Here is a 14116-nt window from a genome sequence, read left to right on the forward strand (position 1 = left end):
GCGACGGCCAGAACGGTGTGCTTGAACAAGGGACGGCATCCTTACTTGCGCGGGCACGCTGCGGCAAGCACCTCCCCTGAGGGCCGCCCATCACGTGCCGTGAAGCCCTGGATACTCGGACAGAAAAATGAAAGCTTAGTGACAGCTTTGGTTACAGCGACGTCTGGATGTCCAAACCGTGACGGCAGGCCCATCGCCGGCTGAGTAATGTCTCAGACGATCCGGATCAACGGAAATCGATCGTCGAGATGGCGCCCGCCATGTCGGGGCGCGGACGCAACGAGACGTCCCAGCCGTAGAGTTCACACAGGCGACGCACGATGGCCAGGCCAAGGCCCGCACCGCCGCCCGTCGCGCTCTCGCCGCGGATACCGCGCTGGAACAGCTTCTCGGCATCCTCCGGCTTGATGCCCGGGCCCGTATCGATCACATCGACGCGGCCGTCGAGCACGCGCACCGTGACCTTGCCTTCCATCGTGTACTTGATCGCGTTGCCGATCAGGTTGGTGAGTGCGACCGAGAGAACCGAGGCCGGCGCATTCACCGTGACGCTGCCGTCGGACACCAGCTCGATCTCGATCGGCTTGCCGCCCATCTGCGGGCGCTGGCTCTCGATCACATCGGATGCGACCCTGGCCACGTCGGTGGTCTCGCCACGCGTCGGGCCCCGGCGCTCTGCGCGGGACAGGAGCAACAGGGCCTCGATCAGTTCCGTCGCCTGACGCGACGCGCGCTCGATGCGCTTGAGCCGCTCGCGCAACTTGTCGGTCATGTCCGGCGAGCCCTGCAGCAGCTCGGTGGTGCTGGCAATCACGGCAAGCGGCGTGCGCAGCTCATGACTGACGTCGGAGTTGAACTCACGATCGCGCTCGACCACCGAGGTCAGACGCATGGCGTATTCATCGAGTGCTACGGCCAGCTCACCGACTTCGTCGTCGGCGAAATGCGGCGCCAGCGCCTCGGCTTTGCCGACACGACGGAAATCACGCAAACGCTTCGCCAGATCGGTCACGGGGCGCAACACGCGCGAGGACAACCACACGCCGAGCACCAGCGAGAACAGGCCGAACAGAAACACCGCGGCGATCACGCTGATCACGAGCTGCCGCTTGCCCAGCTCGTCACGCGACACGTCGAACTGCACGAAGCTGATGATGCCCTGCTCGTGACGGACGCCCACCTTGTAATGCCGCGGCTTACCGTCAGGGCCGGTCTCATAGAGATCGTGCACGCCGGTTTCCAGAGGCTGCCAAGTCAGAGGTGCCTTGTAGATCGTCCGATCGCTGTACGTGGCGGCCTTGACGATTTCGATCTCGGGACGCTTGTCCGGATTCGCTCGCACCTTGGCATTGAGCGAATCGACCTCGTCCTGCAAGGCGGAGTTGATCAGCTGCTCTTCGACGCGCGTACGGATGTTGATCGCCGCGTACGCGAAAAGAGCGCTCAGCCCGAGACCGAACAGCGTGAAGGTGACTACCAGGCGGAAACGAAGCTTACGTCTGGACCGCATCCGGATCGACCATGCGATAGCCAATACCGTGACGCGTGTGGATCAACGGTTTTTCGAAGGGTTTGTCGATCGCCGCACGCAGGCCATGGATGTGCACACGCAGGGAATCGGAATCGGGGAGTTCTTCGCCCCACACGCGCTGTTCGAGATCCTGGCGCGTCACCACGGACGGGCTGGCCTCCATCAACGCCTGCAAAAGCTTGAGGCCGATCGGGTTGAGCTGGATCGACTTGCCTTCACGACTGACCGTGAGGGTGTCGAGGTTGTACGTCAGGCCGCCGACCTTGAGGACGCGACTCTGCGGACCCTTGCCGCGACGGGCCAGGACCTCAAGGCGTGCCGCCAGTTCCTGCAAGGCGAACGGCTTGGTCATGTAGTCGTCCGCGCCGGACTCGAAGCCGGTGAGCTTGTGCTCCAGCGAGTCGCGTGCGGTCAGCATCAGGACCGGGGTCTGCTTGTGCGCCTCGTGGCGCAATTTCTTGGCGACATCCAGGCCATCCATGCCCGGCAGGGTGAGATCCAGCACGATGACGTCGAAGTCGTGGACCACGGCGAGATGCAGGCCGGTCACGCCGTCGCCGGCGAAATCGACCACATGGCCGCGGTCTTCGAGGTAATCCCCGATGTTCGTCGCGATGTCGGTGTTGTCTTCGATGACCAGGACGCGCATGCGGCACTCCGTTGGGCGGTCGCTTTTGGAATCTTATGATTATTGCGACAGCAAGCTTAACGGGGATTCCGTGAAGCGGACAGCACTAAAAGAGAGGCCCGGGCGGAAAAACCGCCCGGGCCGAAAGAACTACTGCCCCGATACCGTCACCCCGCGTCGCGGAATCACAGTGGGACCTTTATAGGGGACCGGCGTTTAAATCGCTGTTAATCCCTTGGGCGCCTTGGGCTTGCGAGCTTTGGGCGTGACCGGACGCGAGGCCAGGCGCTGCTCGCAGTGGGCGATGATCGCACCGGCCACGTCCACGCCGGTGCTGCCCTCGATGCCTTCGAGGCCGGGCGAAGCGTTGACCTCCAGCAGGAGCGGACCACGGGACGAGCGCAGCAGATCGACGCCCGCCACCTCCAGGCCCAGGGCCGACGCCGCCTCGATCGCCACCCGTCGCTCATCGTCGGACAGCTCGACCTGGGCGGCCGAGCCGCCCCGGTGCAGATTGGCCCGGAACTCACCCGGTGCCGAGGAGCGCTGCATCGACGCCACCACTTCGTTACCGACGACGAAGCAGCGCAGGTCGCTGCCGTTGGCCTCGCGGATGAACTCCTGGACCAGGAAGTTGGCGTAGAGGCCACGGAAGGCCTCGATCACGCTCTGCGAGGCCGAGCGCTTCTCGGCGAGCACCACGCCGGCGCCCTGCGTGCCTTCGTTGAGCTTGATGATGTGCGGGGGGTCACCCAGCATCGCCAGCAGGTCGGAGGTATCGTCCGGGTTGTCGCCGAAGGCGGTCAGCGGCATGTCGATGCCGCGGGAGGCCAGCAGCTGCAGGCTGCGCAACTTGTCGCGCGCGCGCAGCACGGCGTCCGACGGGTTCGGCGAGTACACGCCCATGAGCTCAAGCTGGCGCAGCACCGCCGTACCGTAGAAGGTGCTGGAAGCGCCGATTCGCGGGATCACGCAGTCCACGGGCCCCAGTGGCTTGCCCTTGAAGTGAATGGCGAACGACCCCGGCGAAATGCTCATGTAGCAGCGCAGGGGATCGATCACGCGCACCGTATGGCGGCGTTTGCGCGCGGCCTCCACGAGCCGCTGCGTCGAGTACAGCCGCGCGTTGCGCGACAGGATGGTGAGCTTCATGGATGGTCCCGGACGACGCGGCGCGGCGTCTGCGAATAGGAAAGCGCGGGATCGACCAGAAAGCGCCCGAAGAGCGCGGTCCGGCCGAGCAGAAGAGGAAACAGCATGTGTCGGCGGTCGGTCAGATTGACCTCCGCGACGAAGCGCTGGCCGGCCAGTTCGATCTCGGCCTCGATGAACCAGCGCGTGGTCCGATGACCGCCGGAGTCGGTGACCGTACGCCGCCCGGTGGCTTTGGCCTCGCAAGGCTCCGACAAACCGCCGCGGCGGGTGGTACGGACCTGAAAACGCAGCCACGAACCGTCCGCGCGCTCCTCTTCCTCAAGCCACTCCACGTGCAGCGACGAGGTACGCGCGCCCGTGTCGAGTTTGGCCTTGAGGACGGAGACGCCGAGCGACGGAAGTGCGAGCCGTTCGCGCCAGCCAAGGGTGATGACATCAGTCATGGGTCTGGAGCGACGGTATGGGGGACGACGGGACCGGGGGAACGATCCGGACTGCCGCGACGACATGTCGCGATAGCGAAAGCATGCCGAACCCCGAACCCGCGCGCAACTGTGACGGCGCCTCCGTGGAGAGACGCCGCCGTCACCGCCATGAAATCGACGTGAAGGCTTCCGGCCGCGCCGTCGTCAGTCGGCGCGGACGCCGCGCTGTCCGGCGATCATGTAGATCGACGCCGCTACACCGACCAGCGACACGATGGCGACGTAATGCGCGGGCCCGATGCCGCCGACACCTTTGGCCAGATAGCCGACCAGCACGGGCGTGGCGGCGCCGGCAATGGCGTAGGCGACGTTGTAGGACACCGAAATGCCCGAGAAGCGGATCGGCGCGGGGAACGACGCCACGAGGACCGCGGGCACGATGCCGGCGACACCGGCGAAGGCACCGGCAATGGCGTAGAGCGGATAGAGATGCGCGCCGCCCGCCTGGAGATCGAAATACAGCGCATAGGTGCTCAGCATGAGACCCAGCGAGGCGATCAGCATGGCTGTACCACGGCCAAGCCAGTCGACTAGCAGACCGCCGCCGATGCACCCGACGCAGAGCGTGAACGCACCGATGCTGCCGCCGGTGAAGGCGCGCGCCGGATCGATATGGAAGGCCGTCTGCATCAGGGTCGGGGTCAGCAGGATGACGACCACGATGGCGGCGGTGAGCACCCAGGTAACCGCCATCGACAGCAGCACGCCCGGCAGATGGTCGCGTACGACCACCCATGCCGGCAGTTCTTCCGACAGCTGCTTGCGCTCGCGCATCCGCGCGAAGACCGGTGTTTCGCTGAGCCAGCGGCGGAGGTAGACGGCGACAAAGCCGAACACGCCACCCAGCACGAAGGCGATGCGCCACCCGTGGTCCATCAGCGCTTCGGGCGTCATGTGGGCGTTGAGGTAGGCCGCGAGCAACGAGCCGATGAGAATGCCGAAGGTCAGGCCGGCCGACAGGCTCGCCACCGCAAGACCCTTGCGATGCGCGGGCACGTGCTCGGACACGAACACCCAGGCACCCGGCACTTCGCCACCGATCGCGATGCCCTGGACGACACGCAGCAGGGTCAGCAACACCGGGGCGATGACGCCGATGCTGGCGTAGGTCGGCAGCGCACCGATGAGCAGGGTCGGTACCGCCATCAGAAACACGCTGAGCGTGAACATCCGTTTGCGGCCGATACGGTCACCGAAGTGAGCCATCACGATGCCGCCGAGCGGGCGTGCGAGATAGGCGACGGCAAACAGGCTGAAGGCCTGAAGCTGCGCCAGCCAGTCGGAGCCGCCCGGCGGGAAGAAAAGATGCCCGATGGTCTTCGCGAAGTACACGAAGATCACGAAGTCGTAGAACTCGAGCGCGCCACCGAGCGCGGAGAGAATCAGCGTCTTGGCATCGCCGCGGTCGAGTGGTCGGCGGTCGATGGTTTCATCTGAAAGTGTTGCGCTCATGAGTGGTTTTCGATCGTCCCGCGGAAGAAAAAGGCGATGTGCGACGAAAGTCGCACACGACGGACGTCCAGACGTCTTGCGTGCAATATAGCTGCCATGTCTAGAATGCCGTCAAGTTTTTAACGGAATAGCCGATGCATCCACGTCGATGGATCTTCGCCGTGGCGTCGCTCACGGCCCTCTCCGCCTCCGCACTGCACGCGACCGATTTCCGACTCGCCGATGGGGAGGTCCAGGGGACACTCAAAACGCGGGTGGTCGCCGGCGCCGGCGAGCGCCTGAATGACCCGTCGAAGCATCTCGTCGGCAAAGGCTTCCGCTCCGACGGTAAGCCGAAGGGCGGCGATGGTGCGGACACGGCTGACGACGGCAACCTCAACTACGGCAAGGGCGATATCTACTCGAGCCTGTTCAAGGTTACCAGCGCACTGGACCTGAAATACAAGAACGTCGGTATCGTCGCCAGCGCCCGGGCATGGTACGACAACACACAGGAAAACCACGACGTACCCCAGGGCAGCGGCGCCAGCGCGTTCGCCGCCGATCGGCCGCTGGACGATCATGCACTGTCGAAGTCCAACCGCTTCTCCGGCTTCATGTGGCTCAACGCGTATGTCTACGGCCACTTCGCACTGGACGACGAGAGCGCACTGGACCTGCGCCTCGGCAAGCAGACGGTCAAGTGGGGCGAGGGCCTGTTCATGCAGGGCGTCAACCAGATCAATCCGACCGACTACACGACGCTGCACCGCCCGGGGACGGATCCCGCCACCGAAGCGCAGCTTCCGGTCGAAATGCTCTGGGGCAAGCTCACGATCGATCCGCACTGGAGTGTCGAAGGCTTCTACCAATGGAAGTGGCGCCCCTCCGAACTCGATCCCTGCGGCACCTTCTTCTCGGGCACCGACCTCGGCATCGATCCGGGCTGCGGCGGCATCGAGAGCAACGCGTATTACCCGCTCAATGCGTATAGCCCCGGTGCTGGCCAGTGGCTCAGCGACGGCTACCAGAATTCCGTCGGCGGCGTGCTGCCCCGTGCCAGTACGCTCGACGGTCGCGACCACGGTCAGTACGGTGCCACGCTGCGCTACACCTTCGATCGTCCGGCGACGAACATCGCCGCGTATTACCTGCGTTACAACTCACGCAACCCCATTCTCGATGCGACCACCATCGACGCCTCGCAACAGAACAACGGGGTGATTCCGCTACTGGTCGCCGCGGGCGCACCGCTCGCCGACGCGCAGTTGTCCGCACGCCTGTCCTCGATTCATGTGTTGTGGGAATACCCGGACGACATCCGTCTCTGGGGCCTTTCCGGCAGCACCATGCTCGGGAAGTGGAAGGTGGCCGGTGAGGCCAGCTACACGAAGGACCTGCCCGTACAGATCAATACCGCGGACATGTTCGCGGCACTGACCCGCAGCGGCGGACCGATCGGTGTGCGCAACACGCTGATTCCTCCGGGCGGGACGCTGCTCGGCTACGACCGCTACGACCGCACGCAGCTGCTGTTGAACACGACGCGCGCGTTTACCGGCGTGCTGGGCGCGAGCGGCGCCACCCTCGCGGCCGAGCTTGCCTATAGCCATACCGACCTGCCGAGCCTGACCGATGTGCGCTACGGGCGTGGCTTCCACTGGGGCTTCTCCAGCGAAGGCTTCGTCAACACCTGCACGGCCATCGTGAACCCCGCGGGGTGCCATAACGGCGGGTATTACACGCGGTCCGCATGGGGTTATCGCGTCAAGGGCGCGCTCACCTATCCGGTCGCGCATGGCTGGGTGCTGTCGCCAAGCCTGGGCATCGGTCAGGACGTGCATGGCTACTCGGTCGACGGGCAGCTGGTCGGTGGACGCAAGCAGGCGACGCTCGGCCTGGGCGCCACGCTCGACAAGACCTGGTTCGCCAACCTGACGTATACGAACTACCTGGGACATCCCACGTACGACACGCTGGCCGACCATGACTTCGCCACGTTGTCGATCGGAGCGAATTTCTGAGCGGCGCGATCCATCGGACTATCAGGCCTTCATGACTTCGCAAAGCGCGATCAGCTCCTGGAGGCGACGCGCTTTCGTCCGACGGACGAGGTCCGCGGCGATCTTGCCGATGAGCGCCTTGACCAGCTGGGTCTTCGACAAGCCTGTTTCGTTCATGACGTAGTCGACCTTTGCGTTCGCTTGCTCGGAGAGCTTGAACGAGAGTCGCCGGTTCGGACCGGACGCAGACTGCTCGGCGCCTCCCGCCAGCCCGACCAGTTCAGCCATGGCTTCATCTCCCCGCGCGTAGCGGTGAAGGTAGTACATGAGCAGTCGCTTGCGGAATTCCTTGCTTGCCTCGGTATCGACGAGGGATACGGCGGCGTCGAGCGTGTCCACATAGGATGCGGGAAGACTTGCTTCGAGCGGCCCCGTCGAGCGACGGCGTGATGCCGCTATAGCGGGAACCGATTGCGGCGGAACCAACAGGACTTCGCTGCAAACGTCGCAGATTCCCGCCAGCACGTTACGAGCCATGCCTGAGCCATCGGAAAAAGGAACATCCCGGTAACGGTAGGTCACCGTCACTCGGCCATCGAGATCACAGAGGGCCGGCTCGGTATCGCCCTGATGAAGAATTTTCATGACTTCTCCGTCCTGTGCACACTGAGCAGATCGACTGCTCCTTCGAAGAAATAGAACTTGATGTACCAACCGCCGCTGACGATCACGTGCACGTCGATGTCGGGTTGCCGATGGTGCGGTGTCACCCGATGCTCGGTGCCCCGGGACCCCATGAGGATCAGAAGCAGGTCTTCGAGATCGAGCTCGCCCGTATAGAAGACATTTTTCGAGTCAAGGGAGGCACGATGGGCGATGCGATATCGGCCCTCGATCAACGCAAGCAACACCTGCCGTTTCACGTCCTTGTATCCCACTGCACACGCCCCAGAGTATACGAAAGGTTTCGTATGATCAAGGTCGTTTTAAGGCCCCGTCATCGCCTTCGACACGCTAGTGCGCCGAGCAAGGCGACGCGGTCGGCGGGCGCACGCGAGGCACGTAAGGAGAAGGCCTGGCATGCTGTGGGATCTGCGAGTCAGCGAAAGACGACAAACTTCAGCCAGCCTTCCCAGATGTCCGACCAGCCATGCGCCAGCATGTTCGCTCGCAGGTTGCGGCGCCAGACAGCGAGGGCGCCGTAGAGCACGCCGAGGATCGCGATGACGAGGGCGTGGTTCCAGCCCTGATAGCTATGCGCCATACCGAAGAAAACCGCCTGACCGATGACGGCCAGGGCGGTGCTCTCGGTCAGCCAGAACAGCTGCTGCTGGAAGTAGCCGCGGCTCTGAATCTCCTCCGCGAAACCTGCGACGACGGAGACGATCATCCAGCCAGCCGCTTCGACGGGCGTCTGCGGCAACATCGAAGGAACCCCCTCCCCGGCCACCGCTGGCACGAGTTGCCAGGCGGCCCAGGCGACGCCTTCCCAGACCAGCCAGAAGACCGCCGCGATGGCGACGTCCCTGACCACCCCACGCAGCGACGTCCAGCGGCCGCCCGTGAGCGTTGCCAGCGTGCCGCCTTCGCGATGGACGCCGACCCAGCAGTAGTAAAGAACACCGACGTTGCCCAGCACGGACAACGTGTAAAAAGGCCAGGGTGACGCTCGCAGCGCCTGTGCCCCCTCGGCGACGGGCCCGGCGGCTGCGTGGCCGAACGACGAGAAAATACCCCACGCCGTGATCGAAAGGACGATGAGTACGTAACCGGCGAGGTGCCATAACGATGCAATGCGCCTCGGCTTTACGAACGGGGCACCCTGGAGCGAAGGCCCGGGCTTCGAACGATCTCTCGAAATGTCGCCGGTGTGCACGACCATCCTAGTCTCCTGCGGATGCCATGACCCCTGTGGCCGATGGCCAGACAAGCATCGGGAGGCGGACGGTCCAAGTCAACGCCACGACCGCGACTCACATCACGCCTTCTTGAGAAACTCCGTTTTCAGCACGAGCACGCTCTTGCCCTCACGGACCTCGATGGCGTCTTCGTCATCGGTGAGGTGGATGCTCTTGAACTGCTTGCCGCGCTTGAGGGTGATCGACGAACCCTTGACCTTGAGGTCCTTGATGACCGTGACGGCATCGCCCTCGACCAGCTCGTTGCCGTTGGAATCGCGTACCGCCATGAGTGCTCACACCTGATTTCGGGGGCGACAGATTACCACCGGTCACCCATCCGTCAGGCGGGTGCGCCATTACGGCTCAGCCAGGACGGCCGACCAGCCGGGGCGTGGTCAGGCGGCGTCGAGGCTCAGCCGGAAGATCGTTCCGCCAGTGGCGCCGGGATGTATTTCCACCTCCGCATGCATCGCGGCGGCGCTCTGCCGGATCAGCCACAGGCCAAGACCAAGCCCTTCGGCCTGCGGATCGGCCTGGCGAAACGCGCTGAACAATTCCTCGACTTTTTCCGCAGGAATACCGCAACCGTTATCCTGGATGTCGATCGTTATCTTTCCATCGCCGGATCGCGCCAGCATGGTGACCGCACCACCGCCGGGCGTATATTTCACGGCGTTCGAAAGCGCGTTGCCGAGCACGGTTTCCAGAAGCAACGGATGCCCTCGCACGATGGCGTCGGTGCGCCCGATGGTCAGTGCGACGCGCTTGCGCTGCGCCGCCCTCGTCCAGGTCGACGACAGAGCGTCGAACACCTCATGCAGAACGACGGGGCCGAGCTCGGCATCGCCGCCGGCGATGTCGGCATGCGTCGAAGCGAGCAGCCGGCTGAGCTGCTGGTCGGCGCTGAGAAGATCGGTCCTCGCGTCGTCCAGACGCGCGGCGTGCTCGCCGGACACGCCGCTGCGCACCTTCGACATGGCGTACAGCGCCGAGCGCAGCGGCGCCTTCAGGTCGTGCCCCGCAGTCGCGAGCAGCCGCGAGAGGTGATCGCCGCGGCGCTGCGACTGGCGCAGCATACGGCGGAGTTCCATCTGCGCCATGACCTGGCGCGCCAGGCGGCGCAGGGTGTCGATCTGGTCGTCATCCAGCGTCCGCGGCTGGGTGTCGAGCACGCAGACCGTGCCCAACGGCAAGCCATCGGCGGTTTTCAGCAGCGCGCCCGCATAAAAACGCAGGCCGGGTTCACCGGTCACCAGCGGATTGGCGGCAAAACGGGGGTCCTGGGTGGTATCGGGTATGACCAGCAGGTCGTGTTCGAGAATCGCGTGCGCGCAGATGGAGGTGTCGAGCGGCGTTTCCCGCACACCCAGGCCGACTTCCGCCTTGAACCACTGCCGGTCGGCGTCGATCAGGTTGACCACTGAGATAGGGGCACGGCAGACATACGAGGCGATCCGCACGATGTCTTCGTATGCGCTTTCCTTCTCCGTGTCCAGAATATCGAACGACGACAGCGCCGCAAGGCGGCGAGCCTCGGAAACGGCAGGCAGTTTGGGGGCGGGCGCGTGGGGCATCGGGTTCTCCGGGACGACGCATTCTGGCAGGTCGGCGCGTGGACGCAATGTCAGTCCATGCTCGCCTTCAGGCAGGCGTCGTCACGATTTCGTTCGCCTGCTTACGACGCCTCATGAACACGTCGGTGCCCAGACTCGGGGTTCTGCCTGAAGGAGTATCCGATGTCCGACTCGACCAACACCTCGCGCAAGATCCGCTACGGCTTTGTCGCCCTCGGTGACATCACCCAGGAAGCCATGCTGCCCGGGGTCGCGCACACCGGAAACTCGGTCGTCACCGCCCTGGTCAGCAGCGATACGGACAAGGCGGCCAAGGTGGCCGAGCGCTACGGCATCGGCAGCGTCTACAGCTACGACCAGTTCGACGAGCTGCTGGCCTCCGGCGGCATCGATGCGCTTTATATTGCGACGCCGAACTGGCGCCACGCCGAGTTCGTGATCCCCGCCCTGAAGGCCGGGATCCATGTGCTGGTGGAGAAACCGCTCGAGATCACCCACGCCGCCAGTCGCGAGATCCTTGCGACGGCCGCCGCGTCGACGGCGAAGCTGATGGTGGCTTACCGGCTTCATTTCGAGCCCGCCACGCTGTCCCTCATCGATCGCATTCGCGCCGGCGAGCTGGGCCAGGTGCATACCTTCAGCGCGACGTTCGCGCAGATGGTCGACCCGAAGAACCACCGGGCGACCAACGGTGCCAAGGCCGGACCGGTCTTCGACATGGCGCCCTACCCGATCAACGCGGCACGTTACGTCTTCGATGCCGACCCGATCGAGGTGGTGTCGGCTGTGGGCCTGCGCCATCCGGAGTCGGGACTTGGCGACGATTTCGACCACACCGTGGCCGTGACCCTGCGCTTTCCCGGAAACCGCGTGGCCCTGTTCACCGTGTCCTACTACGGCAACGCCGTCGATGCGTTCTATGTAGCGGGGACCAAGGGCAGTGTGCACATGCGCCCGTGCTTCACCTACGGCACGCCCTTCGAACAGACCATCACCGTGGGCGACAAGGAGCGGAAGATTTCCGCCCCGGCGACCGACCAGTTCGGCGGTGAGCTGAAATATTTCTCCGCATGCCTGCTCGACAACGAAGATCCGGAGCCGGATGGCCAGGAAGGCCTGATCGACGTGCTGATCGTCGAAGGCATCATGGAGGCGCTGGCCTCGGGCAAGCCGCAGAAGCTGGACCTGCCCGAGCGCAAGCGCCGGATCGATACGACACGACAGAAAATGAATCTGCCCAAGGTGGAAGCGCCGGAACCGGTCGACGCCGCCAAACCCTCGAAGTAATCCGGTCAGTCGTCGAGCAGATCCGCCACGGAGGAAAGGATTTCCGCCGGGCGGAACGGGTAGCGATCCACCTCCGCGCGGTCGGCGATACCGCTGAGCACAAGCACCGTATGCAGACCCGCTTCGATACCGGCGACGACGTCGGTATCCATGCGGTCGCCGATCATGCCGGTGTTGTGCGAATGCGCGCCGAGCTTGTTCATCGCCGAGCGAAACATCATCGGGTTGGGCTTGCCGACCATATAAGCCTGACGCCCGGTGGCCTTGGTGATGAGCGCGGCCACGGCGCCTGTCGCCGGCAGCGGACCCTCCGCACTGGGGCTGGTGACGTCCGGATTGGTGGCGATGAATCGCGCGCCCGCGCCGATCAGACGGATCGCCTTGGTGATGGCTTCGAACGAGTAGGTACGGGTCTCGCCGAGCACGACGTAGTCGGGCGCGGTGTCGGTCATGATGAAGCCCGCCTCGTGCAGGGCAGTGGTCAGGCCCGCCTCGCCGATGACGAACGCCGAGCCGCCGGGCGACTGGTCCTTGAGGAACGCCGCGGTCGCCAGCGCCGATGTCCACAGCTGCTCTTCGGGCACGTCGATACCCGACGTCCGCAGGCGCGCACTCAGGTCGCGCGGCGTGAAGATCGAATTATTGGTAAGCACGAGGAAGGGCTTGCCCTGGTCACGCCACTGGCGGATCAGCTCGGGCGCGCCCGGCAGGGCTTTGTTCTCGTGGACGAGCACACCGTCCATGTCGGTCAGCCAGCACTCGATGTCTTTACGGTCAGCCACAGGGTGTCCTTCGGAGGGGAAGCGGGATCGTCGACGAGGATAGCGCGCCGCGCAGGCAAGGATTGGCTCAGGGCGTCGCCGGCGTGCGTGCGGTCACACGAAGGACGGCCCAGCCGGCGAGACCCGCAAGGACGGAGCCTGCAAGGATGCCCAGCTTCACCTCGTCGCGTAGCTCGGGATGATCCGGGAAGGCGAGCATCCCGATGAACAGGCTCATCGTGAAACCGATGCCGCACAGCAGCGCCGTGCCGAACAGCTGCCCGCGCGAGGCGCCGCGCGGCATCTCCGCCCAGCCGAAGCGGATGGCGAGCCATGCGGCACCGAACACACCGATGAGTTTGCCCACGAGCAGGCCGAGGCCCACGCCGACCGTGGTCGCGGCGAGCCATTGCGCCAGGCCCACACCGGCGAACGAGATGCCGGCGTTGGCGAAGCCGAACAGGGGCAGCACCGTGATGGGGACCAGTCGATGGAGCGCGTGCTCGAGCCTCAGCAGAGGCGAATGGGTGCAGTCGCCGTCGGACGGCAGGCGCCCTTCACTGTCGCTAAGGGGGATGCACAACGCGGTCGCCACGCCCGCGAGGGTCGCATGGACGCCGGACTTCAGCACCAGCACCCAGAGAACGACACCGATGAGCAGATAAGGCCACAGGCGGCTGACGCCGAAGCGGTTCATCAGGGCCATCGTGGCAACGGCAAGCAGTGCCAGACCGAGATAGGCAAGCGACAGATCGGGGGTGTAGAACAGCGCGATGATGATGACCGCACCGAGGTCGTCGATGATCGCCAGGGCCGCGAGAAACGCCTTGAGGGACGTGGGCACCCGGCTGCCGAGCAAGGCCGCCACACCGAGCGCGAAGGCGATATCGGTCGCCGAGGGAATGGCCCAGCCACGCATCGATTCCGCGTTGCCCCGGTTGACCAGCAGGAAGATGGCCGCCGGCACGACCATGCCGCCCAGCGCCGCCAGACCCGGCAGGACTCGCAGACGGTTGGAGGCCAGCTCCCCGTCGATGAACTCGCGCTTGATCTCGAGGCCCACCAGCAGAAAGAACACCGCCATGAGACCGTCGTTGATCCAGTGCAGCACGCTCAGCGGGCCGACGTGCGCCTGCAGCGCGTCGAAATACACGGAGGCGAGCGGCGAATTGGCCACGATCATCGCGAGCGCCGCGGCACCCATCAGCACGAGGCCGCCCACGGCCGATCCGGCGGCGAAGTCGGCCAGCCGCTGGAGCGGACGCCATATCAGTGTCTTGAGCAACGGACTCTCCTGTCCCTGGTAAGTCCGTGATGGTCACACCACCCGTCGCCGAGGGCAAACGGGGCGAAAGACGCA

The 14116-nt window shown here is 64.8% G+C and carries 13 protein-coding genes and 1 pseudogene; 2 read left to right on the forward strand and 12 right to left on the reverse strand.

Translation table 11 applies throughout. The features are described 5' to 3' along the window. Positions 1-226 precede the first annotated feature (226 nt). The 5 genes from FA85_RS07110 to FA85_RS07130 all read right to left on the reverse strand — a co-directional run bounded on the left by FA85_RS07110 (position 227) and on the right by FA85_RS07130 (position 5251). Positions 227-1510 (reverse strand): sensor histidine kinase, encoded by a 1284-nt coding sequence (locus tag FA85_RS07110; RefSeq protein ID WP_036110319.1) that lies wholly within the window; start codon positions 1508-1510, stop codon positions 227-229. After that, complete coding sequence (locus FA85_RS07115) at positions 1494-2180, reverse strand: response regulator transcription factor (RefSeq protein WP_036110317.1); 687 nt, start codon at positions 2178-2180, stop codon at positions 1494-1496. The genes FA85_RS07110 and FA85_RS07115 overlap by 17 nt, the downstream gene beginning before the upstream one ends. 195 nt (positions 2181-2375) lie before the next feature. Next, positions 2376-3311 carry a 30S ribosomal protein S6--L-glutamate ligase gene (rimK, locus tag FA85_RS07120; RefSeq protein WP_051943297.1) on the reverse strand — a complete coding sequence of 312 codons (936 nt, stop codon included), beginning with the start codon at positions 3309-3311 and terminating at the stop codon, positions 2376-2378. Further along, the gene (locus FA85_RS07125; protein WP_036110314.1) at positions 3308-3757 is read right to left on the reverse strand and encodes an ATP-dependent zinc protease family protein; all 450 of its coding nucleotides are present in this window, start codon (positions 3755-3757) and stop codon (positions 3308-3310) included. The genes rimK and FA85_RS07125 overlap by 4 nt, the downstream gene beginning before the upstream one ends. Positions 3758-3943: 186 nt before the next feature. Next, positions 3944-5251 carry an MFS transporter gene (locus tag FA85_RS07130; RefSeq protein ID WP_036110311.1) on the reverse strand — a complete coding sequence of 436 codons (1308 nt, stop codon included), beginning with the start codon at positions 5249-5251 and terminating at the stop codon, positions 3944-3946. Positions 5252-5385: 134 nt separating this feature from the next. Here FA85_RS07130 and FA85_RS07135 point away from each other — a divergent pair, with 134 nt between their 5' ends. Further along, complete coding sequence (locus tag FA85_RS07135; protein WP_036110309.1) at positions 5386-7254, forward strand: DUF1302 domain-containing protein; 1869 nt, start codon at positions 5386-5388, stop codon at positions 7252-7254. A gap of 21 nt (positions 7255-7275) precedes the next feature. Here FA85_RS07135 and FA85_RS07140 read toward each other — a convergent pair whose 3' ends face one another. The 5 genes and pseudogenes from FA85_RS07140 to FA85_RS07160 all read right to left on the reverse strand — a co-directional run bounded on the left by FA85_RS07140 (position 7276) and on the right by FA85_RS07160 (position 10708). Continuing rightward, positions 7276-7878 (reverse strand): hypothetical protein, encoded by a 603-nt coding sequence (locus FA85_RS07140; protein WP_036110307.1) that lies wholly within the window; start codon positions 7876-7878, stop codon positions 7276-7278. Next, positions 7875-8156: a hypothetical protein gene (locus FA85_RS07145; protein WP_139382627.1), complete on the reverse strand. Its 282-nt coding sequence runs from the start codon at positions 8154-8156 to the stop codon at positions 7875-7877. Before FA85_RS07145 ends, FA85_RS07140 begins: the two co-directional genes overlap by 4 nt. A 176-nt stretch (positions 8157-8332) precedes the next feature. Beyond that, complete coding sequence (locus FA85_RS20805; RefSeq protein WP_051943295.1) at positions 8333-9115, reverse strand: CPBP family intramembrane glutamic endopeptidase; 783 nt, start codon at positions 9113-9115, stop codon at positions 8333-8335. 96 nt (positions 9116-9211) lie between these two features. Continuing rightward, positions 9212-9415 (reverse strand): annotated as a pseudogene (locus FA85_RS07155) (PhnA domain-containing protein); the annotation flags it as partial. 114 nt (positions 9416-9529) lie between these two features. Further along, positions 9530-10708: a sensor histidine kinase gene (locus FA85_RS07160; RefSeq protein WP_051943293.1), complete on the reverse strand. Its 1179-nt coding sequence runs from the start codon at positions 10706-10708 to the stop codon at positions 9530-9532. A gap of 162 nt (positions 10709-10870) precedes the next feature. Here FA85_RS07160 and FA85_RS07165 point away from each other — a divergent pair, with 162 nt between their 5' ends. Continuing rightward, positions 10871-11995, forward strand: coding sequence for a Gfo/Idh/MocA family protein (locus tag FA85_RS07165; RefSeq protein WP_036110297.1), 1125 nt, complete (start codon positions 10871-10873; stop codon positions 11993-11995). A gap of 5 nt (positions 11996-12000) precedes the next feature. On the opposite strand, the gene FA85_RS07170 is transcribed toward FA85_RS07165, so the two are convergent. Then, complete coding sequence (locus FA85_RS07170) at positions 12001-12777, reverse strand: HAD-IIA family hydrolase (protein WP_036110295.1); 777 nt, start codon at positions 12775-12777, stop codon at positions 12001-12003. Positions 12778-12844: 67 nt separating this feature from the next. Then, positions 12845-14041, reverse strand: a complete 1197-nt coding sequence (nhaA, locus tag FA85_RS07175) for a Na+/H+ antiporter NhaA (RefSeq protein ID WP_239709110.1) — start codon at positions 14039-14041, stop codon at positions 12845-12847. Positions 14042-14116 lie beyond the last annotated feature (75 nt).

This window comes from Luteibacter mycovicinus, assembly GCF_000745235.1.
In the GTDB taxonomy this organism is placed as follows: domain Bacteria; phylum Pseudomonadota; class Gammaproteobacteria; order Xanthomonadales; family Rhodanobacteraceae; genus Luteibacter; species Luteibacter mycovicinus.